This is a genomic window from Massilia sp. BSC265, assembly GCF_000740675.1.
In the GTDB taxonomy this organism is placed as follows: domain Bacteria; phylum Pseudomonadota; class Gammaproteobacteria; order Burkholderiales; family Burkholderiaceae_D; genus Telluria.
In genome coordinates this window covers 517111-540927 of the sequence record NZ_JPXI01000029.1, presented here as the reverse complement: position 1 = coordinate 540927, position 23817 = coordinate 517111, and the positions used below count along the sequence as shown (strand labels likewise).

Sequence of the window (23817 nt, the reverse complement as noted above, 5' to 3'; positions counted from 1 at the left end):
AGGACGTGACGTCCTTCGACGTGCGGCTGAGCGCGACCGACAAGGCGGCAGGCAGCAGCGGCAACCTGTCGCTGTCGGACGTGTTCGGCGGCAACGGCGTCGATGCGGCGCCCAACGGCCAGCAGACCGGCGCTGACAGCCCGCCGGTGGACCATCCATGGGAGCTGCGCATGGCCTGGATCTGCTGATCGGCTGACAGGAAGGGCGCGCGCCAGTAGAGAGGGACGTCCGCATCGCTGCGGACGTCCCTTTTTTTCATGCCGTGTTCAAGCTGAATACGGCGTCAGAACGGACACGCCGCCCGGACCATCAGGTTGGCATCGGCCGGTTGCTGTTCAGGTCCAGGAAGCCGCGGATGATGCGGTAGGCCGCCCACAGCCAGGCGGCGCCCCAGACGATCAGGGCGATCGGAATGCCGATGATGGTAGCCGCCAGCACCCAGGCAACGACCGACCATGCCAGGTACCACCAGAAGGCGCGGATCATCCAGGTGTGGTGCGAATAGACGATGGTGCCCTGGGTCTCCGGACGCTTGACGTAGTTAACGATCAGCACCAGGAGCGACAACAGGCCGGCCGAGAACAGGAAGGTCAGGGCGTGTGCGATGTACAGGATGCGCGCGAACTGCTTGGCGTCCTCGGTTCCGCGATCCATTACCAGGTCTTGCGACATTAGTTTTCTCCTCAGAGGAACACGGGAGCGTCCCGTACGCGACGATTGTAGCAGCCAGTGCTGCCGTTTTGCCAACATGAGGCCTGCTGCCGCTTTCTTCAAGACCGGCTCTGCGGTCCCCGAGCCGGTCCGAGCGGTTCCTGAAGCTCATTCCAGCTGCGACTGGACCCAGGCGACCAGCCGGCCCGCATCCATGGCCCCGGACTGGCGCGCGACTTCGCGTCCGCCGCGGAACAGCGCCAGGGTCGGGATGCTGCGGATGGCGAACTGTCCCGCCAGGTCCTGGCTGCGTTCGGTATCGACCTTGAGCAGGCGCACCGCCGGCTCGAGCCGCAGCGCGGCCTGGGCAAAGTGCGGCGTCATGATCTTGCAGGGGCCGCACCACGCGGCCCAGAAATCGACCAGCACCGGGATGTCGTTGCGCCCGACGTGTTTCAGGAAGCGCGCGCTGTCGACGTCGAGCGGGCGGCCGCTGAACAGCGCCCCGGCGCACTTGCCGCATACGGGGGCGTCGCGCAGGCGCGCCGGGGCTAGGCGGTTGACCGCGTCGCATTGCGGGCAGACGATATGGATCGGGTCGCTCATTGGCTTCTCCTTCGATGGCACACGTGCATATTCTAAGGCGGTCGTTGCGCGTCTGCCTGGAGCGGGGCAGCCATGCGCCGCCGCGGCGGCGCGTTTCGTAGAATGAAAGCATTGCCATCTTTGCCAGACTTATGACAAATCACGCGACTACGCCCGGCCGCCTGCTGGTCGGCTGTGCCGGCTGGAGCCTGCCCAAGGCCGACGCCGCTTCGTTTCCCGTCGAAGGCAGCCATCTCGAACGCTACGCTGCCGTGTTTCCGATGGTCGAGATCAACTCGTCCTTCTACCGCCCGCACCGTCCGGCAACCTACGCCAAGTGGGCCGCCTGCACCCCAAGCGACTTTCGCTTCGCGGTGAAGGTCCCGCGTGCGATCACGCATGACGCGCGCATGGAGGGTGTCGAACAGCAGCTGGTGCAGTTCGCCGCCGAGGCGGGCGAGCTGGGCGAGAAGCTGGGCTGCCTGCTGGTGCAACTGCCGCCCAAGTTCGGCTTCGTCGATGAAACCGCCCGCATTTTCTTCCGCCAGCTGCATGGCATCTTCGGCTGTACCGTGGCCTTCGAGGCGCGCCATCCCAGCTGGTTCTCGGAGGCCGCCACCGAGCTGCTGGTCGACAGCCGCGTCACCCGCGTGATCGCGGACCCGGCCGCCGGCCAGCCCGGGCCGCACGTGCCGACCAGTACCGAATCGGTCTATGTGCGGCTGCACGGCACGCCGCGCATCTACTACTCGCGCTACCCTCCGGAGTATATCGAGTCGGTGCGGCGCGAACTCGGCCGCCAGACTGCGGCAGGGCGCACCTGCTGGTGCGTCTTCGATAATACCGCGGCCTTCGAGGCCGTGCCGAACGCGCTGCAGCTGCTGCACGGACCCGACGGGCAGCAGCCGGAAGAAACTGCGATACTGTCGCCACCATGGTGACCGCCACCTTCCGCTTCTACGACGTGCTGGGCGACTTCCTGCCCTACGAGCGGCGCGGGCGCGAGTTCAGCGCCCCCTGCGCGCGCGAGGCCACGACCAAGCACATGATCGAAGCGCTGGGCGTTCCGCACACCGAGGTCGAGCTGGTGCTGGTCAATGGTGAGTCGAGCGGCTTCGACCACTTGCTGCGCGAGGGCGACCGGGTCGCGGTCTACCCCGCCTTCGGCCGGCTTGGCGTAGCCTCGTTGCAGCGGCTACGCACCTGGCCGGAAGGCCGCCCGCGCTTCGTGGCCGACGCCCACCTGGGTGGGCTGGCGCGGCTGCTGCGCATGGCCGGCTACGATTCGCTTTACGACAACCATTACCACGACGACGAGATCGCGCGCATCGCGCGCGAGGAGGGGCGCGTCCTGCTGACGCGCGACCGCGAGCTGCTCAAGCGCCGCACCGTCGAATACGGCTGCTACCTGCACGCGCTGAAGCCGGAGGAGCAGCTGCGCGAACTCTTTGCGCGCCTGCGCCTGGGCGCCGGCATGCAGCCCTTCTCGCTGTGCCTGCATTGCAACCTGCCGCTGCGCCCGGTGGCCAAGGCGGCAGTGCTCGACCGCCTGCCGCCGCGGGTGGCCGAGGTCCAGGACGAATTCACGGGCTGCGCGCATTGCGGCCGGGTGTTCTGGAAGGGCTCGCACCATGCGCGCATGCGGGCCCTCCTAGAGGGCGTGGCGGCGCCCGGGCCTGATGTAGAATTGCCGCCGACTCCTGACTCCCTTCCATGACAGCGTGACCGAGCCCGTTTCGCCGTTTCCTTTCCCTATCCGCACGGAGTGCCCGCCGGGCGCCTGCGTGTGCGAGCGCGACCGTGTCATGGCCGACCCGCAGGCCGACCGCCGGCCGCTGGCGCTGACCCGCCAGCAGGAGCAGAAGCTGGTCGAACGCATCGAGCGCGTCGACAGCTACGAAGACCTGAAGCACGTACAGGCCTTGATCCGGAAGAACCTGGGCACCGAGCTGCGCATCGAGCCGGGCCCGAACGAGGTGCGCACCGTGCGCGGCATCATCATCGTGCTGGAAGAGAAGCCGGGCCTGTGCAAGAAGGCACGCCAGTCGGTGCCGGCGGCGGTGCGCCGCTGCCTGAGCGAGCGTCCGGCAATCGCCTATGCGCTGCTCGACGCCCACGACCTGTTCGGCTCGCGCTAGGCGAAGCGGCCGCGTCGCGCGTGTTCTGCTTGGCTCTTATACAATGTGGACGAGGCGGCAACAGCCGCATACGTTTCGTTTTCAGGAGAAAAACAATGTCGGGCTACAGCATTAACATCGAAGAGAAAACCCTTGCCGGAAACAACTTCCGCGAAGTGCTCTACACCACCGGGCGCAGCCAGCTCGTCATCATGACCCTCCAGCCGGGCGAGGAGATCGGGCTCGAGCACCACGAAGGCCACGACCAGTTCATCCGCGTCGAAGCGGGCCAGGGCATCGCGATCCTGGACGGCGAAGAGCACAAGCTGGAAGACGGCGTGGCGGTCGTGATCCCGGCCGGCACCGAGCACAACGTCATCAATACCTCGCAGACCGAACCGATGCGCCTGTACACCCTGTACACCCCGCCCGAGCACCCGGACGGCATCGTCCACGCCACCAAGGCGGAGGCGGACGAGTACGAGCGCCAGCACCACGGCCATTGAGGCCTTCGCTGCGGGCATGAAAAAGGCCGGCATTGCTGCCGGCCTCGTCGTTTGCTCGTCCAGTATGTCAACGGCGCCAATGGTAGGGGAAACGGGTGCCGACGTGTCCGCCCCAGCCACGATGGTGCCCCCAGCCGCGGCCGAAATTGAAGCCGAGGCCGATCGAGACCGGCGGGTAGTAGTAGCGCGGCTGGTACACCGGTTCGGGCACATAGTGCGGCACATGGTGCTGCACATACGCCGGCTGCGGCACGTACACCGGCGCCGGCTGCACCACCCATGGCGTGCTGTGCACGACGACCGGCCGTTGCGGCGCCGGGCTGTAGGTCGTGGTCGTCCGGGTCTCACCCGCTGCGGCGGCACGCGCGCCAGTGCCCAAGGGCACCGGCGTTACCGACACGACTTGCCACTGGCCCGGATCACCCGAGCGGGCATCAGCCTGGCTGCCGTGGTAGTTCGGGCCAGGCGCAGCGCAGCCGGCCAGCACGGCCAACGATGCGCTCACGATGATAAGTTTCTTCATGACGGTCCTCCTGATGCCACCATGATAAGAAAAACCAGGCATCGTGCCGCGCGGTATTACAGCTTGTTACACACGCCCGATCCCGAAACATTCACCCCGCCCCGGCTTTCGCGGCCAGCGAAGTGAGCTGTCTCAGCGGTACCGCGGCGGCCAGGGCCTGGTAGCCGGTATCGTTCGGGTGCAGCCCGTCGCCGCTGTTGTAGGCACTGCGCAGGTAGGTTGGTGCGCCCGGCTCGCCCAGTACCCGGTCCCAGTCGATCAGCGCGTCGAATGCGTTCGACGAGCGCATCCAGCTGTTGACCTGCTGGCGTACCGCCTCGCGCGCTTCCGAATTACGCCCGGAACCCTGGATCGGCGGCAGCGTCGCCCCCAGGATCCGGATGCCGCGCGCCCGCGCCCGGTAGATCAGCTGGCGGTATCCGGCGATCAGCTTATCCCGCATCTGGGTCAGGGCGGAACCCGATGCCAGGATGATGTCGTTGATGCCGCTCGCCACGATCACGGCTCGCACGCCCGGGGTCGCCAGCACGTCGCGATCGAAGCGCTCGAGCACGTCGTGGCCGGCCAGCAGCGCGTTCGGGTCGTCCAGCAGCAGCCGGTTGCCGGCAATCCCCCGGTTCACCACGCCGATGCGGCCCGCGGTGCCGAGTTCGGCCTGCAGCCGCCGCGCCAGGTAGTCCGGCCAGCGCCGGTGCTGGTTCACCGTGCTGCCCTGGCCGTCGGTGAGCGAGTCCCCGATCGCCACGATGCAGGGCGCGCCACCGTCGACATGCACTTCGGTAAGGAAGGGCCAGGAAGCGAAGCTGCGCGTGAACGAGAAGGTGGTGCTGGCCGCGGCATTGCCCGAGGCGACATAGGTCGACGACCAGGAGTCGCGGTGGAGCGTGGTGGCCCTGGCCGGTGCGCTGGCAGGGAAATACAGGCTGATGGCCAGGTCGGCAAAAGGGGCGACCTGGAAGAACAGGGGATCGGACAGCACATGGGCGCCGGCCGGGATGGTCACCGTGCTCCTGCCGCCGAAGGTCAGGGGATGGTTCGATCCTGTCACCACGGCCTGGGCGCTGCTGCGCAGGCCGATCTGGGCCGCACCGATGGCAAGCGGCGCATTGCCCATTTCGTTCGACAGCCGCACGCGCACGCGGTTGCCGCCGATGCTCGCGCGCACGAACATGCGGATCGTTTGTCCGCTGAAGTTAAAGTCGTAGTAGCTGCCGGCAGGAGCCGGCCCTGCCGGTGCGCATCCCCAGGTCGGGCACCAGCCGGACGGTGACTGGGCGAGCACACCCTGTGGTGCGAGGGCAAGCCCCCCCGCAAGCGCCGGGACGCCGAGCAGGAAGCGCCGTCGGCGGTGGTCCCTCGGGGTACCTTTGTCGGCAGGATCGTGGGAATGGGAAAGGATAGGAAGGGAGGTGCGGAAGGCCGGAATGGACATGACATGCTCCTGTCTAGTAAGGGGCAGCCGCGGCGCGGCCGCCCCATTAACATAGACCAGCGGCGCTGCTCATCCAATCGTGCGCATTAGCGTCCTTGAGCTAGCTCTTGGGTTCGCAGGGAACCAGCGAGCGATGGGAAACTTATATCAACGAACAAGGTTCCGCCAAGTCATCACATTCTGGGCCGGACATCATTGCAGGATGGTGAGCAGGCCGTCCAGGCCCGAGAAGTTCAGTGCCACGCAGGCCTGCGCGCGTACCACCGGCTTGGCGCGGAAGGCCACCGACAGGCCGGCGATGCCCATCATCCTGAGGTCATTGGCACCGTCGCCCATCACGATGGCCTGGCGCGGGTCCAGCCCATATCCGGCGCAGACGCGCTGCACGGTACGCATTTTCTCTTCCGCGTCGACGATGCCGCCGATGACGCGTCCGGTCAGCTTGCCGTCCGCCACTTCCAGCACGTTCGCGTGGGCGACGTCGAGCGACAGGCGATGCTTCAGGCGCTCGGTGAAGAAGGTGAAGCCGCCCGACACCAGCAGGGTCTTCAGGCCGGCGGCCCGCACTGTTTCCAGCATCGCTTCGCCGCCCATCGAGATGCGCAGGCGCTCGTCGTAGACGCGCTGCAGGCTTGCCGCGTCGAGCCCCTCGAGCAGCGCCACGCGGCGCGTCAGGCTGGCGCTGAAATCGAGCTCGCCGCGCATGGCCGCCTCGGTGATCTCCGCCACCTGGGGTTTCAGGCCCTGCATGTCGGCGATCTCGTCGATGCACTCGATGGTGATCAGGGTCGAGTCCATGTCCATGGCCACCAGCCCGAAATCACGCAGCGTGCGCCCGGCCTCGATGAAGCAGGCATCGACCTGGGCATCAAAAGCGGCGGCGTCGACGCGCTCCTTCAGTTGCGCGGAGAAGGGGACGTCCTCGCAGCGAATGGCATGGTCGCCGAGGCGAACTACGCGGGCGGGCGCGGCCAGCGCGGCCAGGCGGTCGAGCGTATCGTGGGAGGCCTGCGGCCCCTGGAGCACCAGGTTCATCGTCATTGTGATTATGCGAGCAGTTGTTTGATGGTCTGTTTTACCTGCGTCACGCGCGCGGCCAGGTCGGGCATGCTGGCGGTGATGCGCAGCTTGTCCTGGCCGGCGAGCTTGACGTGGCGGTTCTTCTGGATCAGCGCGATGATCTTGAGCGGATCGATCGGCGGCTTTTCCATGAACTGCAGGTTGGCGGCTTCGCCGTGGGCGTCGATCTTGATGATGCCGACCGATTTCGCCGCGATGCGCAGGCGGTGGGTTTCGATCAGGGCCTTGACCTGGTCCGGCATCTTGCCGAAGCGGTCGATCAGCTCTTCCTGCATGGCGTCGATCTTGTCCTGGCTTTCGCAGTTCGCCAGGCGCTTGTAGATCGACAGGCGCTCGTGCACGTCGCCGCAGTAGTCCGAGGGCAGCAGGGCCGGCACGTGCAGGTTGATTTCGGTGGTGGACGACAAGGGCGCGGCCAGGTCGGGCTCCTTGCCGGCCTTGAGGGCCTTCACCGCTTCGTTCAGCATGTCCGAATACAACTGGAAGCCGACTTCCAGCATTTCGCCCGACTGGTTCTCGCCCAGCACCTCGCCGGCGCCGCGGATTTCCAGGTCGTGCATCGCCAGGTAGAAGCCGCTGCCCAGTTCCTCCATGGCCTGGATCGCGTCCAGGCGGCGCTGCGCCTGCTTGGTCAGGCCGGAAACATCGCTGACAAGGAGGTAGGCATAGGCCTGGTGGTGCGAACGGCCGACGCGGCCGCGCAGCTGGTGCAGCTGGGCCAGGCCGAAGCGGTCGGCGCGGTGCATGATGATGGTGTTCGCGGTCGGCACGTCGATGCCGGTCTCGATGATGGTCGTGCACAGCAGGATGTTGTAGCGCTGCTGGACGAAGTCGCGCATCACCTTTTCCAGGTCGCGCTCGTGCATCTGGCCGTGGGCCACGCCGATGCGCGCTTCCGGCAGCAGCTCCTGCAACATGGCGCGGCGGTTCTCGATGGTCTCGACCTCGTTGTGCAGGAAGTAGATCTGGCCGCCGCGCTTCAGTTCGCGCAGGCAGGCTTCGCGGATCACGGAGCCGTCCTCGCTGCGCACGAAGGTCTTGATCGCCAGGCGCTTCTGGGGCGCGGTGGCGATGATCGAGAAGTCGCGCAGGCCTTCCAGGGCCATGCCGAGGGTACGCGGGATCGGCGTTGCGGTGAGCGTCAGCACGTCGACCTCGGCGCGCAGGGCTTTCAGTGCTTCCTTCTGGCGCACGCCGAAGCGGTGTTCCTCGTCGATGATCACGAGGCCCAGGCGTGTGAACTTCACGTCTGTAGAGAGCAGCTTGTGGGTGCCAATGACGATGTCGAGCGTGCCGTCGGCCATGCCCTTGATGGCATTGTTGATTTCTTTTCCTGTCCTGAAGCGCGACAGCTCGGCGATTCTGACTGGCCAGTCGGCGAAGCGGTCGGCGAAGGTCTGGGCGTGCTGCTCGGCCAGCAGGGTGGTCGGCGCCAGGATCGCGACCTGCTTGCCGCCCATGACGGCGATGAAGGCGGCGCGCAGGGCCACCTCGGTCTTGCCGAAGCCGACGTCGCCGCACACCAGGCGATCCATCGGGCGGCCCGAGGTCATGTCCTTGATGACGTTATGGATGGCTTCACGCTGGTCCGGTGTCTCGTCGAAGCCGAAGCTGGCGGCGAAGTTCTCGTAGTCGATGCTGGAATATTCGAAGGCGTGGCCCTGGCGCGCGGCGCGGCGCGCGTACAGGTTGAGCAGTTCGGCGGCGGTGTCGCGCACCTGCTCGGCGGCTTTGCGCTTGGCCTTGTCCCACTGGCCGGAGCCGAGGGTGTGCAGCGGCGCGTCCTCCGGCGAGGTGCCCGAGTAGCGCGAGATCACGTGCAGCTGCGATACCGGCACGTAGAGCTTGGTTTCCTTTGCGTATTCCAGGTGCAGGAACTCGGTCTCGCCTTCGCCCAGGTCCATGCTCATCAAGCCCATGTAGCGGCCGATGCCGTGGTTGATGTGGACCACCGGGTCCCCGACCTTCAGCTCCGACAGGTCGCGCACCATCGATTCGACCTGGCTGGCCGCTTCCTGCTTCTTCTTGCCGGCGCGGCGGCCCGAACCCGCGTACAGCTCGGTTTCGGTGATGAAGACCAGGCGGCCGGCCGCTTCTTCGCTCAGCTCGAACCCTGCCTGCAGCGGCGCTACGCCGAGCGTCAGTTTCGCATCGGTGGCGCGCAAGCCCTCGAAGCCTTCGACCGGCGCCAGCTCCAGCTGGTATTCATGGAAGTACTGCTGCAGGGTCTCGCGGCGGCCGGCCGAATCGGCAACGATCATCACGCGCGCATCCTGGCGCAGCAGATAGGCACGCAGGTTGGTCAGTGGGTCGTCGAGGCGGCGGTTGACCGAGATATCGGGCAGCGGCGCCGACAGCTCCGAAGCCGGGGCGGCCGGGTCGCGGCCGATGGTCCAGCGGCCGTGCGGCTTGGCGCAGCTGAAGAATTGCTCGGCGCCCAGGAACAGCTCGCGCGGCTCGAGGATCGGCCGTTCGCGGTCGCTCTTCAGGAACTTGTAGCGCGATTCGGTATCGAGCCAGAAGCGCTGGATGGCAGCCTCGATGTCGCCGACCAGGGCCAGGGTGGCGTCCTGGGGCAGGTAGTCGAACAGGGTCGCGGTCTCGTCGAAGAACAGCGGCAGGTAGTACTCGATGCCGGCCGAGGCGATGCCGTTGCCGATGTCGCGGTAGATCGGCGAGCGCGAAGGATCGCCCTCGAAGCGCTCGCGCCAGCGGCCGCGGAAGCTTGTCCTGGCTGCTTCGTCCATCGGGAATTCGCGGCCCGGCAGCAGGCGCACTTCCTTGACCGGATACAGCGAGCGCTGGGTGTCGGCGTCGAAGGTCCGGATCGATTCGATCTCGTCCCCGAACAAATCGAGGCGGTAGGGCAGGGCCGAGCCCATCGGGAACAGGTCGATCAGGCCGCCGCGCACCGAGTACTCGCCCGGCGACATCACCTGCGACACGTGGGTATAGCCGGCCAGGGTCAGCTGGGCCTTCAGCCTGGCTTCGTCCAGGCGTTCGCCCTGCCGGAAGAAGAAGGTGTAGGCTGCAAGGAAGGACGGCGGGGCCAGCCGCACCAGCGCGGTGGTAGCCGGCACCACCAGCACGTCGCACTGGCCGTTGCGGATCTCGTGCAGCGTGGCGAGGCGTTCCGACACCAGGTCCTGGTGCGGCGAGAACGCGTCGTAGGGCAAGGTTTCCCAGTCCGGCAGCAGGTGGCAGGCTAGTCGGCCGTCCGCAAACCAGGGTATTTCGTCGAGCAGACGCTGGCCGTCGCTGGCATTGGCCACGATCACGGTCAGTATCTGCTTGTTGGCCTTCAGCGCCAGCGCGGCAGTCGCGAGCGCATAGGCGTCGCTCGAGCCGTGCAGGGCCGGCAAGGCAAAACGGGTTCCTGGCTTGGGAAGATTTTTCTTGAGATCGAAAGGCATTGAGCGCGCAGTGACGTTCGCAACAGTGACTGGCCATTATAGACGAATGGTCTGGCCCGCGTAGGGGTGGCGCAGGGCAGGACGCCCTGGCGTCGCGGCCCCGGCCTCGGTGCCGCCAACGTGAACGAGGTGAAGCATGAGAAGTGCAATGAGGCATTTTTCCGACCCGGGTGCGGTCGCCCATTACCATGAAGGACCGCCGCGCCTGGTGCCGGGTTTCCGCGACCTGCAGCGCATGGCGCAGGTGCTGCTGGCCGAGCGGTCGCCGCCGGATGCGCGGGTGCTGGTGCTGGGCGCGGGAGGCGGGCTGGAACTGAAGGCCTTTGCCGATGCCCAGCCGGGGTGGAGCTTCGACGGCGTCGACCCCTCGCACGACATGCTGGAGTTGGCCCAGGACACCGTCGGCGAGCACGCCGGGCGGGTCAGGCTGCACGAGGGCTACGTGGATGCCGCACCGCTGGGGCCCTTCGATGCCGCGGCCTGCCTGCTGACGATGCATTTCATGCCGCTGTGCGAGCGCCGCCATGCGGTGCGCGTGATCCGGCAGCGCCTGCGGCGCGGGGCGCCCTTCGTGGCGGCCCACATGAGCTTTGCCCAGGACGAGGACGAGCGCGCGCTGTGGCTGGCGCGCGACGAGGCCTATGCGGTGGCCTCCGGTGCGCCGCCGGAGGAAGCACGGCGCCGGCGCGAGCTGATCGAACGCGTGCTGCCGGTGCTGGCGCCGGAGCAGGACGAGGCCTTGTTGCGCGAAGAAGGCTTCAAGGAAGTGAGCATGTTCTACGCGGCGGGCGTGTTCAGGGGCTGGGTCGGGTACGCCTAGACGTGCCGCCTGCAAGCCAGCGAAAAAAGGCGGACCGAAGGCAAAGGCTAGTGGCGAATTTACAACGCCGGCGCCGGCTCGACCGGCTTCAACGAGCGTCACGACCTTGTGGATGGTGCCAGGCCCGGGAAGTCGATGTGGCCGATACCGGGCGCGACTGCCGGAAAAGCAGCAGCCCGGCAGTGCGGCCGGGCTGCAGGGCCGGTTGCCCGGCCGGAAGTTCGCGGACAGCGCAGGGGGAGCGCGCGCCAGGTCCGCGAGGCCGCTTAGCGGCCGGTACCCGAGGTCGACGAGTTGGTCGCCGGCGGGGTGTTGGTGGTGTTGGTGGTGCCGGTGTTCATGCCGCTCTGGCCCGAGCCGCTGGTGGTGCCGCTGCTGGAAGTACCGGAAGTGCCGGTGTCGGAGGTGCCGCTGGTGGCGCCGCTGCCGACGTTGCCGGAGGCGCTGGAGCTGCCCTGGCCGGTCGTGCCCATGCTGCCCGAGCTCATCGACGAGCCCGAGGTGGAACCGGAGGCGCCGGGATCGGTGTCGGCGCCCGAGCCGGTCGTGTTGCACGCTGCCAGGGACAGGGCCATGATGCTGCCCAGCAGGACGGTGTTGAGCTTGTTCATTCGTATTCTCCTCGGTTTGGATGGGTCAGATCATCATGCGAGGTGCACGGTGCACGTGAAATAGGAACAAGGCGTCAGTCAGTGTAGGACCGGGCGTACATATACTGAAGTGTATGGGCGGGCGACGTCGACTGTGTTCACACTGGAAACGGGAGCCGGTCCGGCGGGGCCGGCCGGCTCGGGTACTGCTGCGCCGGGACTTATTGGCCGCTGGTCGGCGGGATTTGCGAGCTGACGGCTGCCGGCGGTGTGGTGACCGGACTGATCGAACCGTTTCCGGTGGCGGTGCCGATGCCGGTGCTGGGGTCGGTGCCGGTGCCGGTGGCACTGCTGCCGGTGGTGCCGGTGGTGCCGGACGCGCCGGAGGTCGTGCCGGTATCGGTGGTGGTGCCGGTCGAGCTGCAGGCCGCCAGTGCAAACGCCATGACACCGCCCAGCAGTGCGCTCTGGATTGCTTTTTTCATCGCTTTCTCCTTGGTTTGTTCGGGAATGCGCATCATGCGAAGACAGCCGCGTGTCCAGAATAGGAGCGCGGCGTCAGCTCATGTAGGAGGAGGCGTACGAACTGTTCAGGCAGTGGCTTCTTCGTGGCTGGCCAGCCAGTCGAGCAGGGCGTCGGACGGCAGCGGGCGGCTGTAGAAGTAGCCCTGCCCCTTGGCGCAGCACTGGGCCCGTACGACGTCTGCCTGGGACTGGGTCTCGATGCCTTCGGCCACGGTCTTCATGCCCAGGCTCTCGGCCACCTTGACGGTCGCTTCGATCAGCACCTGGTGGTGGCGGCTGGTGTCGGCCTGGCTCACGAAGGAGCGGTCGATCTTGACCGTGTCCACCGGCAGCAGGTGCAGGCTCGACAGCGAGGAATAGCCCGTGCCGAAATCGTCCAGCGCCAGCTGGATGCCGAGCGCCTTCAGTTCGTGCAGACGCTGCTGGATGCCCTGGTCCTGCGCCGCCAGGCTTTCGGTGACTTCGAGCTGGAGCTGCTCCGGCGCGATGCCGGTGACCTGCAAGATGCGGCGCACGCTGTCGATCCAGCCCGGCTGCCCGAGCTGGGCGCGCGACAGGTTCACCGCGAGCAGGCGCGGCGCAGCTTCGCCCAGGCGAGTGCGCCAGTCCATGAAGTCGCGGCAGGAACGTTCGAGCACGAAGTCGCCCACCGCGCCGATCAGGCCGCACTCTTCGGCGACGGTGATGAATTCGATCGGCGGCACGACGCCGCGCACCGGATGGCGCCAGCGCACCAGCGCCTCGACGCCGGCGGCGTAATCGGTGCCGCCGTCCGGCAGCAGGCCGACCACCGGCTGGTAGACCACGAACAGCTGTTCTTCGGCCAGGGCCTGGCGCAGCTCGGCTTCGATGCCCGCGCGGCGCGCGGCCCGTTCGCGCATGGATGCCTCGAACACCAGATGGCGGGCCCCGCCGGCGCGCTTGGCCTCGACCATCGCGATGCCGGCGTCGCGCAGGATTTCGTCGGCGTCGCGCGCGCCGCAGTGGCTGGATTCGGCTCCCCAGGCCAGGCCGAGGCTGGTGCCGCACACCACCTCATGCCCCTGCACCCGGTAAGGGCGCGCCAGCGCATCGAGGATGCGGCCGGCGACCCGCTCGGCATCCTCGCGCGCGCGCATCCCGTCGAGCACCACGACGAATTCGTCGCCGCCCACCCGCGCGGCCAGCTGGCCGGTACTGCTGTGCGCATCGATGCGGTCGCTGGGCGGGCGCAGCGCGCCGCGGATACGGTCGGCGATCTGCACCAGCAGTTCGTCGCCGGCGGCCTGGCCGAGGGTATCGTTGATCTGGCGGAAGCGGTCGCAGTTCATGAACAGCACCGCAAACTCGCCGGCCGCGAGCGGCCGCGCGACCAGGTGCTGCAGCTGCTCGCGCACCGCTTCGCGGTTCGGCATGCGCGTGAGCGCATCGGTACGGGCGGCATTGCGCAGCCGGCGCAGCAGGGTTTCCTGCTCGCGCTGCACCTCCAGGGTGGCGTCGGTGACGACCGCCATCAGGCGCTCGCCGTCGAGCTTCATCAGGCTGATTGCCAGCACCTGCGGGCTGCCCGGCGCCGTGAGTTCGGGCGGCAGGGGCGCGCGCAGGCCTTCGCAGATGACGCCCGAGGCGTCGCGGAACTCGGCGGCGAGCTGCGGCAACTGGGGCGCGATCGGCGCCAGCACGGCATACAGATTGTCCAGGCCGCCGTCGCGGGCGATCGGCATCAGGAGGTTCGACGCCATCGGGTTGAGCATGTCGACGGTGCCGTCGGGCGCGATCTGGGCCAGCCCAATCGGCGCACGGTACAGGAACTGCACCAGGGCTTCATAGGCATCGCTCGGGTCATGCATGCTTGCGATCTCCTTCGGGTTGGTGGACGGGGCCGGACGCCATTTCGGGGCGCCAGCGCTCGACGCGGTTGCGGCCGGCGCGCTTGGCGGCGTACAGGGCCTGGTCGGCACGCTTGAGCAGCAGGTCGATGCCGCCATCGCCATCGAGCAGGCTGGCGACCCCGAGGCTGACAGTGTAGCGGATACGCTGTCCATCAAAGTGGACGACTTGCGAGGCCACGCTGGCACGCAGGCGTTCCGCCACCACCGCCGCGCGCGGCAGGTCGGTGGACGGCAGCAGCACCGCGAACTCCTCGCCGCCGATGCGCGCGACCACGTCGACCTCGCGGAAGGTCTCGACCAGGATCGCCGCCAGGTGCTGCAGCACGGCGTCGCCGGCCGGATGGCCGTAGCGGTCGTTGATGGCCTTGAAATGGTCGGCGTCGAGCGCGATCACGGCGGTCGGGCGCGGCACCGACATGCTGCGGGTGAGTTCCTGTTCGGCCGCCTCGAAGAAGGCGCGGCGGTTGGCCAGCCCGGTGAGGTAGTCGCCGAAGGCTTCGCGGCGGCGCCGTTCGCTGGCCTCGCGCTTGTCGGTGATATCGCGCAGGATCAGGCAGTAAGCCGGACCGTCCGCTTCGAGGCCGCAGGGCGGATCGCGCTCGGGCAAGGGCGCGATCAGGGCGCTGCCCCAGAAGCTGCTGCCGTCGGCGCGCACGCGCTTGCCCTCGTCGAGGCTCCAGCCGTCGCGTTCGGCGTCGCGCAGGCGGTCGAGCAGGCGCTCCGGCGTCGTCGCGTCCGGCGGATAGAAAATGGAATAGGGCTGGCCCACCACATCCTGGCCGAAGCCGGTGACGCGGCCGACGCTGGCATTCCATTCGGTGATCGCGCCCCTGGCATCGAGGCCGACGAGGGCGTAGTCGGCAATGCCGGTCAGGATGGCGTTGAGCCAGGCGTCGTTCTGGCGCAGCTGGCGCTCGCGCCGCACCTGCAGGGTAACGTCGTCGATCACCGCCATGATGCGCTGCGCGTCGAGCTTGAGCAGGGTGATGGCGAGGATCTGCGGGATCTTCCTGGCGGCGCCGCCGGCGTTCAGGTGCACGTGCAGGCCGTCGCAGATCTTGCCTGCGACACTGGTGAAATCGCTGCACAGGTGGCGCAGTTCGGGCGCCACGCCTTCCAGCGCCGTGAACAGGTTATCCAGCCCCCCGTCGCGCGAGAGCGGCATCAGGAGCTGGGCCGAGATCGGGTTCATCATGACGATCCCGCCGTCGAGGTCGGCCTGTACGAGGCCCACCGGGGCCAGGTACAGGAACTGGATCAGCGCCTCGTGCTCGGCACGCAGCTGCTGGTACGTCTCTTCGATACTGTTCACCTGGTCTCGACTTTCGCGTGCGGTGCGGATCAGCGCGCTTGGCGCTGGACCAGCACGTAGCGCCGGCTGCTTGCCGGACTGGCCAGCAGGCGCAGGGCCACCTTGACCGGGCGCATGCGCAGGGTCAGCACGTAGTCGATGGTATCGTCCAGGGGGCTGCCTTCGGCCATGGCGTCTTCGAAGCGCTGGGCCACCATGAAATTGTTCAGGCAGGGGGCAACATTGGTGAACAGCGGTTGGCCGATCACGCGCTGCGGCGACAAGCCGGCAGCCTGCGATTCGAAGGCGTTGTAGCGCTGCACGCTGGTATCGGCGTCAAAGGCGATCACGCCAAAATCGAGCTGGTCGAGCTGTTCGGGCGTGCACTGGTCAAGCTGCGCGGCCAGGTCGGCGGTCGAGAACGACAGCGTGGTCATAGTTAACTCCGGGGAAATTGATTGACTTGAGGAAATTGATGTTGGCATGCCGACAGCCTTGCTGTCAATTGTGCGTCGCCTACTTTTGACAGTTTACCTTGTCGAATTCCATTTCCATCGGAATTCCCGCCACAAACCAGGCACTGGATTGACAGCGGCCCTGCCGCCCGGCACCATCAAGCTCCTCTTTGTACATTGTCCCGAGATGTCTGTCTTGACGAGCCCCCAGTCCTGGTGGACCCACCGCCCCACACTATTCCGGGTCGTCTCCGACCTCCTGGCCGGCGAACTGGCGCTGATGCGTCCGGGCCACGCCCGCCGCCCCTTGCCCTGGCCGCCCGGACTAGACCTGGCGGCCGACCTGGGCGCCGACTCGCTCGAGCTGCTCGGCTTGGCCACGGTAATGGAGCAGGTGCTGGCCATCGGCTGCATCGGGGAGGACCGGGTGCTTGCATTCCCGCGCCTGGACGCCTGGGTGGACGCCGTCGCGGCCGGCCTGGATGGTGGAGGTGACATCGTCAGCTTCCGCACTTCCGGCAGTTCGGGCGCACCCAAGACCTGCAGCCATGCGCTGGCCGACCTGGAGCAGGAGGTGCAGGTGCTGGCCGGCCTGTTCGCCGGCACGCGGCGCATCGTGGGCCTGGTGCCCTCGCACCATATTTATGGCTTTCTGTTCACCGTGCTGCTGCCGCGCGCGCTCGGACTCGCTCCGGATGCCGTGGCCGACCTGCGCGGCATGTCGCCCGGCGGCGTGGCGCGCCAATCGCAGGCGGGCGACCTGGTCGTCGCCTACCCGGATTTCTGGCAGGCTTTCGCACCCGTCGCGGGGGAGTTGCCGGACGGCGTCACTGGGGTGAGCTCGACCGCGCCTTGTCCGGACGAGGTGGCGCGCGCCGTCGCGGCCGGCGGCCTGGCGCGCCTGGTGCAAGTCTACGGCAGCTCGGAGACGGCCGGCGTCGGCTGGCGCGACAGCCCCGACGATGACTACCGGCTGTTTCCTTACTGGAGCCCTGTTGCAGGCCCTGCCGAGGCTGGCGCGGTGCTGACGCGCGTGCGCAGCGACGGCAGCCGCGCCGACTATCCGCTGCAGGACAAGCTCGCCTGGAGCGCCCCGGGCAGCTTCCGCCCGGCGGGCCGGATCGACCGCGCGGTGCAGGTCGGCGGCATGAATGTCTTCCCCGGCTACGTGGCCGACGTGCTGCGCATGCACCCGATGGTGGAAGACGCAAGCGTGCGCCCCATGCGCCCGGACGAGGGCCAGCGCCTGAAGGCCTTCGTGGTGCCGCGCGCCGGGGTGCCGCTCGAGGGCAGCCAGGAAGCGGCAAGGCTGCGCGCCGAGCTGGGCGCATGGATCGCCGAGCGCCTGTCGGCACCCGAGCGGCCCGCTGCGTATTCGTTCGGCCCGGCGCTGCCGCGCCAGGCCAGCGGCAAGCTGTCCGACTGGATCATCGACACCGGCGCATGAGAAGCGCGACCGCTGCGCCCAACGGTCTGCGATCAGCGGTCAATGATCAGCGGTCGATGAACATCTCGAACCCGCCCCAGAACATGCGCTTGCCGTCGAAAGGCAGGCCGTCGGGCGACATCATGGGCGCCAGGCGCGGATCTTTCATCACCTTGTCGTTGATCTCGTCGCGCTGCGCGCGCGATTCGTAGACGATCCATGCCAGCACCACGGTTTCATCTGCCTGCAGGTCGACGCTTTGCGGGAACGAGGTCAGCGTGCCCGGCTTGACGTCGTCGGCGATGCACTCGCGGTACTCGAGGGCGCCATGCTCGCGCCAGACGGTGGCGGACAGGTTCGCGAGCTCGCGGTAGCGTTCGATATTGGCTTTGGGGAGGGGAAGGACGAAACCGTCGACGTAGGCCATGCTGATCTCCTCAGGGTGTGTGAAGGGGGAACTGCCCAGTGACAGACCGCTGGCGCTTGGCGCGGTTCCCGCAGCATTGCGGGAGCCACGTCGGCGTCGCATCAGAAAATCGTGCTTGGAGGAGGCGGTGGCGGGGGCGGCTGGGGCGCCGCCGGTGCGGCCGGCGCCGCCTCGCCCGTGACCGGATCCACTTCCACCGGCGGATTGTCCAGCCCCGGGTCGATGTCGATCGCGCGCAAATCCGGCCGCTCCACGAATTCCTCGAACACCCAGTCGTCGTTCTCGCGCACCACGCCTTCCGGTTCCAGTTGTTCCTCCTGCTGCGGCGCCTTGCCGAGTGCGACGCGCATGTAGTCGATCCAGATCGGCAGGGCCAGGGTGGCGCCGAACTCGCGTCCGCCGAGCGAGCGCGGTTCGTCGTAGCCCATCCAGGCCACCGCCACCACCTTGCCGCCGTAGCCGGCGAACCAGCCGTCGATGGCGTCGCTGGTGGTGCCGGTCTTGCCGGCGATGTCCGTGCGCCCGAGCTGCTTCACCGCGGCGGCCCCGGTGCCGTAGCGGGTGACGTCGCGCAGCATGGAATCGAGAACGAAGGCATTGCGCGCGTCGAGCACGCGGTCTGTTTCCTGCCGCGCCGGCGGCCTGTTGTCCTGCAGGATGTTGCCGTTGCCGTCGCGGATCTGGGCGATCAGGTAAGGCCTGACGCGGTAGCCGCCATTGGCGAACACCGCATAGGCGCCGGCCATTTGCAGCGGCGTCACCGCGCCGGTGCCGAGCGCCAGCGTCAGGTTCTTCGGGTGCTTCGCCAGGTCGAAGCCGAAGCGGCCCAGGTAGTCGTGGGTATAGCCGGTCTCGAGTGCGCGCTGCAGGCGCACCGTGGTGACGTTCTTCGAATGCGCCAGCGAGTAGCGCATCGTGATCGGGCCGTCGAAGACGCCGTCGTCGTTCTGCGGCGACCAGGTCTCGCCGGCGTTCTCGCCCGGCATGTCGAGCGGCTCGTCGAGGATGCGGGTGCCCGGCGAGTAACCCTTGTCGAGCGCCGCCGCATACACGAAGGGCTTGATCGCGGAGCCGGGCTGGCGCCAGGCCTGGGTGACGTGGTTGAACTTCTGCAGGTTGTAGTCGAAGCCGCCCACCAGCGCGTGGTAGGCGCCGGTGTCGGCGTGGATGGCCACGAAGGCCGCCGCCACCTGGGGCACCTGGGTAATGGCCCAGCTCTCGTTTTCCTTCTTCTGGCTGACGCGCACCACCGCACCGGGCGTGATACGCAGCGTTTCCTTCGCATTCGCTGCGAGCGCGCGCGCGGCGAACTTCAGGCCGGCGCCTTCGATCGTCACCTCCTCGCCGCTGAGCAGCTCGACGCGGACCTGCTGGGGCGAGGCCGCCAGCACGACCGCCGGCAGCAGGCCGTCGCTCGGGGTGCGCTTCTGCAAGGCCTCGATGATCGCTTCCTCGCGCTCGGCCGGGTCCTGCGGCAGCTCGACGCGCGCTTCGGGGCCGCGGTAACCGTGGCGCTGGTCATAGGCCAGCACGTTGCGGCGCACGGATGCGTAGGCGGCATCCTGCTCGGCCTTGAGGATGGTGGTGGTCACGATGATGCCGCGCTCGTATGCCTCCTCGCCGAACTGCGCGTAGACGGCCTGGCGCGCCAGTTCGGCGACGTAGTCGGCCTTGGTGTCGAAGACCTGGCCGCCGCGGCGGATGCGCAGGGGTTCGGCCAGGGCCTGGCGGTATTCGAGCTCGCCGATCTGGCCGAGCTTGAGCATGCGCTCGAGCACCACGTGCTGGCGCTGCTGCGCGCGCTTGGGATTGGCGATCGGGTTGTGGCGCGAGGGGTTTTGCGGCAGGCCGGCCAGCATCGCGGTTTCGGCCAGGGTCAGCTCGTCGAGCGTCTTGCCGAAGTAGCTGCGCGCGGCGCTGGAGAAGCCGTAGGAGCGGTTGCCGAGGAAGATCTGGTTCATGTACAGCTCGAGGATCTGGTCCTTGGTGAGCGCATCCTCGATGCGGTAGGCCAGCGCGACCTCGGTGATCTTGCGCGACAGGACCTTTTCCTTGGAGAGGAAGAAGTTGCGCGCCACCTGCATCGTGATGGTCGAGGCGCCGCCGGAACCGAAGCCGCCGCGCAGGTTGGTGTAGACCGCACGCAGCGCGCCGCGCCAGTCGATGCCCTGGTGCTGGTAGAACTGCGCGTCCTCGATGGCGAGCAGGGCCTGCTTCATGCGGACCGGGATCTTGTCGATGGTGACGAAGTCGCGCCGCTCGACGCCGAATTCGCCGATCAGGTGATTATCCAGGGTGTAGACGCGCAGCGGGATCTTGGGCTGGTAATCGAGCACTGCGTCGATCTTCGGCACGTTCGGCAGGATCACCGTCGTGGCATAGATGGCAATGGCGGCCGCCAGCCCGACCACTGCTGCGAGCGAGAAGAACAGGAACATCCGGAGGCGGCGGGGGCGTTTGGCTGGCGGCTGGGAAGGCTGGGTCACTACGAACTCTCGAAGATGGCCGTAAAGGATGGCCGTCACTACAGAAGGTCACGGCGCATTGTATCTGTCGCATTGTAAACCTCCAAACCGCTTTCATTCCATTTCGGCATATGCCATAGTCTCGCCTTCAGCTCTACCTAAGCATTGCAACCGCGAGGACCATCCATGCCCGACGATTCACCTTCCAAAACGAGTGCGGCCGGCTTCAAGCCCTATATTCCGGCGGGCGCGAATCTGCCCGAATTCACGCTGCGCGCCCTCGTCATGGGCACGGTGCTGGGCATGGTGTTCGGTGCCTCCTCGCTCTACCTGGTACTGAAGGTCGGCCTCACCGTCAGCGCCTCGATCCCGGTGGCGGTCATCGCCATCACCCTGTTCCACACGGCGAAGCAGTTCGGCGCGCGCGAGTCGACCATTCTCGAGAACAGCATTGCGCAGACCGCGGGTTCGGCCGGGGAATCGCTCGCCTTCGGGCTCGGCGCGACCATGCCGGCCATCCTGATCCTCGGTTTCGACCTCGACATCGCGCGCGTGATGCTGGTGGGCGTGCTCGGTGGCCTGCTCGGCATCCTGATGATGATCCCGATGCGCCGTACCATGATCGTCGATGCACACCGCGAACTGAAGTACCCGGAAGGCACGGCCTGCGCCGAGGTGCTCAAGGCCGCCGCCACCGAGACCTCGCGCGCGGCAGCCGGCGAGATCCGAGAAGAAGGTTCGGATGCAGCCAGGGACGCCCGACGCCGCGCCATGCTGATCTTCGGCGGCTTCGGCATCGGCCTGCTGTACAAGACCCTGAGCGTGTCCTTCAAGGGCTGGCGCGACTACGTCAACTTCGAGTTCGGCAATCCGCTCAAAGGGGGCTCGGCCGGCGCAGAGGTGTCCCCGGAACTGCTCGGCGTGGGCTATATCATCGGCCCGCGCATCGCCTTCACGATGGCGGCGGGCGGGGTGCTGTCCTATCTGCTCCTGATCCCGATGATCAAGTTTTTCGGCGATTTGCTCACCGTTCCGTTGGCGCCGGCGACCACCTTGATCCGCGACATGGGGCCGGATGACATCCGCGACGCCTACGTGCTGTACATCGGCGCCGGCGCGGTTGCCGCCGGCGGCCTGATTTCGCTGGCGCGGTCGATGCCCGCGATCTGGAAGGGCCTGAGCGGCGGCCTGGCCGGCTTCGGCAAGGGCAAGGGCGCCGGCGCGGCGCGCGCCGAGGTTCCGCGCACCGACCGCGACATCCCGCTCAAGTGGGTCCTGATCGGCTGCCTGGCCATCATCGCCATCATCACGGTGGCGACCCCGTTGCACATGAACCTGCTGGGCGCGCTCCTGATCCTCGTGTTCGGCTTCCTGTTCGCCACCGTGTCCTCGCGCCTGACCGGCGAAATCGGCTCGTCCTCGAACCCGATCTCGGGCATGGCCGTGGCGACCCTGCTGTTCACCTGCCTGATCTTCCTGCTCATGGGCTGGGCCGGCGGGCAATACTACGTGACGGCGCTGTCGGTCGGCGCCATCGTCTGCATCGCGGCCAGCAATGCCGGCACCACCTCGCAGGACCTGAAGACCGGCTTCCTGGTCGGCTCGACGCCACGCATGCAGCAGTACGCGATCCTGTGCGGCGCGTTCGCCTCGGCGCTGATCCTGGGGCCGATCCTGCTCAAGCTGAACGAAGCGGGGACCGTGTACGTCCCCGCAAGCCAGGTGGCGCCGGGCCTGACGGTCGACGCGTCGAAGCTGACCGAGACCGCGCGCCTGGTGGGGCCGCAGGCGGCGAGCGACGGCAACACCTACAAGGTCTGGCGCAAAACGGGCGTCGAGGGCGGACCGGCCGGCAAATACCTGGTGGCGGAGGACGGCAAGCTGGCCTACCTGGTCGACCCGGGCATCAACGGCACCCACCATGTCCGTCCGGACGGCACCGAGGTGAAGAAGTACGATGCGCCGAAGGCGGTCCTGATGTCCTACATCATCAAGGGCATCCTCGACCAGGAACTGCCGTGGACCCTGGTGCTGTTCGGCGTGATGATCGCGGTGGTGCTCGAGATGACGGGCGTGCATGCGCTTGCCTTCTCGGTGGGCGTGTACCTGCCCCTGCTGGCAACGCTGCCGATCGCGGTGGGCGGCTCGGTGCGCTGGCTGGCCGACCGCCGCAACAACAGGCTGCCGCAGTACGAGAAGCTGAACGCGGAAGAGCGCCAGGCTGCCGGCGACCGCAGCTCCGGCACGCTGCTGGCCTCGGGCTATATCGCAGGCGGCGCGCTGGCCGGCATCGTCATCGCCATCACCGCCGGCGTGCTGACCGACTTCGACAGCACCATGGCCAAGTGGGCGGAAGCGTCGAATCCCTTCTTCGCGGGACCGAACGCGAACCTGCTGACCCTGATCCCGTACGGCCTGATCATCGCGTTGCTCTACTGGGTGGCGCGAGAGAACGTGAAGAAGTAAGGCGAATGGCCCGGATGTTTCGGGCCATTTTTTTGGGGGGCCGCATGGCAGAACGTTCGCTCGACGCGAACGGCGCCGTGAAATCAGGCTTTCGGAATGCCTCTGTTCGGCTGCGCAGCGGGGCGCCCCGCGCTACAGCATCGCGCATCCGCTCGTCATCGGCTGGGGACGCCGCGGCCGGGCCGGCTTCCCGCGCCGGTGCAGCACGCCGATGCAGGCGCGATGCGCCCGCACGTGCCGCAGCGGCGCGTCAGCGCCCAGGGTCAGGCATGTGGAACATTGAACTTTGACAGGTTATTGAAGCCTGGTCCGTGCTCAGGATGGCGCCGCCTTTCGGGTTCCATCGGAACCCGTGTCGACATAAATCGAAAATCGAAGCGCCAGAATGAATAAATTACTGTGGATGCATTGCTTCGTACGGGCGGTCGAAACGGGCAGCTTCTCCGCCGTGGCAAGAGAGCTGCGGATTGGCCAGCCGAATGTCAGCAGGCATATCGCGTCGCTCGAAAAATTGCTGGATACCCTGCTGCTGCATCGCTCGACACGCCACCTGGCAAGCACGCCGGAAGGGCAGAAGTACTATGCGCAGGCCCGGCATGCGCTCGATGTCATCGCACAAGCCGAATCCGATGCGCGCGGCGAGGAAAAACCGCATGGCTTGCTGCGCGTGGCATGTGCGGAAAGCCTGGGCGGCGAGGTGCTGATGGCGGCCATGCCGCAGTTCCTGTCCCGCTATCCCGATGTGAGGTCGAGTTCAAGCTCGGCGATGGCTATGTCGACCTGGTGGCGGATGGCGTCGACGTCGCGATCCGGGGCTCGCGCGGCGTATCGGCACCTCCGAGCGCATCTGCGTTGCCAGCACCACCTATCTCGAACGGCATGGCGCGCCGGCTGGACCGGCGGACCTGATGCGGCACCAATGCATCGTCTACACCTTGCTGGGCAGCGGCTATCTTCCGTCATGGATGCTCGCAGGCGAACTCGCGCGCGGCGAGGTCAGTGCACTGCTGACCGATTACACCGCGGCAGCCACGCCGTTGAACGCGCTGTATGGGACCGAGCGGCTGTTGCCGCGACGCGCATCCGCGTTCATCGAATTCGTCAGCGGCGTCTTTGCCGAAACACCCGGGCTTAACGGCGTGCCCCTGGCCCTCTCGAAACGATGAGGCCTGGC

At 67.3% G+C, this 23817-nt stretch carries 22 protein-coding genes and 1 pseudogene; 10 read left to right on the top strand and 13 right to left on the bottom strand.

All coding sequences use genetic code 11. The features are described 5' to 3' along the window. Nucleotides 1–5 precede the first annotated feature (5 nt). Complete coding sequence (locus MA09_RS09540; protein ID WP_036247196.1) at nucleotides 6–188, top strand: hypothetical protein; 183 nt, start codon at nucleotides 6–8, stop codon at nucleotides 186–188. 121 nt (nucleotides 189–309) lie between these two features. Here MA09_RS09540 and MA09_RS09535 read toward each other — a convergent pair whose 3' ends face one another. After that, on the bottom strand, nucleotides 310–672 hold the full coding sequence (locus MA09_RS09535) for a membrane protein (protein WP_036247195.1): 363 nt from the start codon (nucleotides 670–672) through the stop codon (nucleotides 310–312). Between the two features lie 147 nt (nucleotides 673–819). Continuing rightward, entirely contained in the window at nucleotides 820–1257 is a 438-nt protein-coding gene (gene trxC, locus MA09_RS09530) for a thioredoxin TrxC (protein ID WP_036247194.1), read from the bottom strand. Nucleotides 1258–1388: 131 nt separating this feature from the next. On the opposite strand from trxC, the gene MA09_RS09525 reads away from it, so the two are divergent. The 4 genes from MA09_RS09525 to MA09_RS09510 all read left to right on the top strand — a co-directional run bounded on the left by MA09_RS09525 (nucleotide 1389) and on the right by MA09_RS09510 (nucleotide 3859). Next, the gene (locus MA09_RS09525) at nucleotides 1389–2177 is read left to right on the top strand and encodes a DUF72 domain-containing protein (protein ID WP_036247193.1); all 789 of its coding nucleotides are present in this window, start codon (nucleotides 1389–1391) and stop codon (nucleotides 2175–2177) included. Next, complete coding sequence (locus MA09_RS09520; protein WP_036247191.1) at nucleotides 2171–2953, top strand: Mut7-C RNAse domain-containing protein; 783 nt, start codon at nucleotides 2171–2173, stop codon at nucleotides 2951–2953. Before MA09_RS09525 ends, MA09_RS09520 begins: the two co-directional genes overlap by 7 nt. 4 nt (nucleotides 2954–2957) lie before the next feature. Further along, nucleotides 2958–3374: a hypothetical protein gene (locus tag MA09_RS09515; protein WP_036247189.1), complete on the top strand. Its 417-nt coding sequence runs from the start codon at nucleotides 2958–2960 to the stop codon at nucleotides 3372–3374. Nucleotides 3375–3469: 95 nt separating this feature from the next. Then, entirely contained in the window at nucleotides 3470–3859 is a 390-nt protein-coding gene (locus MA09_RS09510; protein ID WP_036247187.1) for a cupin domain-containing protein, read from the top strand. Nucleotides 3860–3926: 67 nt separating this feature from the next. On the opposite strand, the gene MA09_RS09505 is transcribed toward MA09_RS09510, so the two are convergent. The 4 genes from MA09_RS09505 to mfd form a co-directional block, all read right to left on the bottom strand. After that, entirely contained in the window at nucleotides 3927–4382 is a 456-nt protein-coding gene (locus MA09_RS09505) for a hypothetical protein (protein WP_036247185.1), read from the bottom strand. 91 nt (nucleotides 4383–4473) lie between these two features. Further along, nucleotides 4474–5814, bottom strand: a complete 1341-nt coding sequence (locus MA09_RS09500) for an SGNH/GDSL hydrolase family protein (RefSeq protein WP_081897514.1) — start codon at nucleotides 5812–5814, stop codon at nucleotides 4474–4476. A gap of 192 nt (nucleotides 5815–6006) precedes the next feature. Then, entirely contained in the window at nucleotides 6007–6849 is an 843-nt protein-coding gene (serB, locus tag MA09_RS09495; protein WP_036247568.1) for a phosphoserine phosphatase SerB, read from the bottom strand. 11 nt (nucleotides 6850–6860) lie between these two features. After that, complete coding sequence (gene mfd, locus MA09_RS09490; RefSeq protein ID WP_036247183.1) at nucleotides 6861–10307, bottom strand: transcription-repair coupling factor; 3447 nt, start codon at nucleotides 10305–10307, stop codon at nucleotides 6861–6863. Nucleotides 10308–10455: 148 nt separating this feature from the next. Here mfd and MA09_RS09485 point away from each other — a divergent pair, with 148 nt between their 5' ends. Then, a complete protein-coding gene (locus MA09_RS09485; protein ID WP_036247182.1) occupies nucleotides 10456–11127 on the top strand; it encodes a class I SAM-dependent methyltransferase in 672 nt (223 codons plus the stop codon). Nucleotides 11128–11393: 266 nt separating this feature from the next. Here MA09_RS09485 and MA09_RS09480 read toward each other — a convergent pair whose 3' ends face one another. From MA09_RS09480 to MA09_RS09460, 5 genes are all read right to left on the bottom strand, one after another. Continuing rightward, nucleotides 11394–11738, bottom strand: coding sequence for a hypothetical protein (locus MA09_RS09480; RefSeq protein WP_036247180.1), 345 nt, complete (start codon nucleotides 11736–11738; stop codon nucleotides 11394–11396). A gap of 200 nt (nucleotides 11739–11938) precedes the next feature. Further along, nucleotides 11939–12202, bottom strand: coding sequence for a hypothetical protein (locus MA09_RS24850; protein ID WP_161783212.1), 264 nt, complete (start codon nucleotides 12200–12202; stop codon nucleotides 11939–11941). A 105-nt stretch (nucleotides 12203–12307) separates the two neighbouring features. After that, entirely contained in the window at nucleotides 12308–14071 is a 1764-nt protein-coding gene (locus MA09_RS09470; protein WP_036247177.1) for a bifunctional diguanylate cyclase/phosphodiesterase, read from the bottom strand. After that, nucleotides 14064–15425, bottom strand: a complete 1362-nt coding sequence (locus tag MA09_RS09465; RefSeq protein WP_229440639.1) for a diguanylate cyclase — start codon at nucleotides 15423–15425, stop codon at nucleotides 14064–14066. The genes MA09_RS09470 and MA09_RS09465 overlap by 8 nt, the downstream gene beginning before the upstream one ends. 29 nt (nucleotides 15426–15454) lie before the next feature. Continuing rightward, complete coding sequence (locus MA09_RS09460) at nucleotides 15455–15841, bottom strand: PAS domain-containing protein (protein ID WP_036247174.1); 387 nt, start codon at nucleotides 15839–15841, stop codon at nucleotides 15455–15457. Nucleotides 15842–16055: 214 nt separating this feature from the next. Here MA09_RS09460 and MA09_RS09455 point away from each other — a divergent pair, with 214 nt between their 5' ends. After that, nucleotides 16056–17306 carry an AMP-binding protein gene (locus tag MA09_RS09455; protein ID WP_152594608.1) on the top strand — a complete coding sequence of 417 codons (1251 nt, stop codon included), beginning with the start codon at nucleotides 16056–16058 and terminating at the stop codon, nucleotides 17304–17306. A gap of 46 nt (nucleotides 17307–17352) precedes the next feature. On the opposite strand, the gene MA09_RS09450 is transcribed toward MA09_RS09455, so the two are convergent. Further along, nucleotides 17353–17712, bottom strand: coding sequence for a DUF1428 domain-containing protein (locus tag MA09_RS09450; RefSeq protein ID WP_036247170.1), 360 nt, complete (start codon nucleotides 17710–17712; stop codon nucleotides 17353–17355). Between the two features lie 101 nt (nucleotides 17713–17813). Further along, nucleotides 17814–20150 (bottom strand): penicillin-binding protein 1A, encoded by a 2337-nt coding sequence (locus tag MA09_RS09445; RefSeq protein ID WP_051933316.1) that lies wholly within the window; start codon nucleotides 20148–20150, stop codon nucleotides 17814–17816. A 213-nt stretch (nucleotides 20151–20363) separates the two neighbouring features. Between MA09_RS09445 and MA09_RS09440 the strand changes: the two genes are divergently transcribed. The 3 genes and pseudogenes from MA09_RS09440 (at nucleotide 20364) to MA09_RS25245 (ending at nucleotide 23809) form a co-directional block, all read left to right on the top strand. After that, entirely contained in the window at nucleotides 20364–22643 is a 2280-nt protein-coding gene (locus MA09_RS09440; RefSeq protein WP_036247168.1) for an OPT family oligopeptide transporter, read from the top strand. A gap of 385 nt (nucleotides 22644–23028) precedes the next feature. Next, a pseudogene (locus MA09_RS25250) lies at nucleotides 23029–23157 on the top strand (LysR family transcriptional regulator); the annotation flags it as partial. 394 nt (nucleotides 23158–23551) lie between these two features. Then, complete coding sequence (locus MA09_RS25245; RefSeq protein WP_051933314.1) at nucleotides 23552–23809, top strand: hypothetical protein; 258 nt, start codon at nucleotides 23552–23554, stop codon at nucleotides 23807–23809. Nucleotides 23810–23817 lie beyond the last annotated feature (8 nt).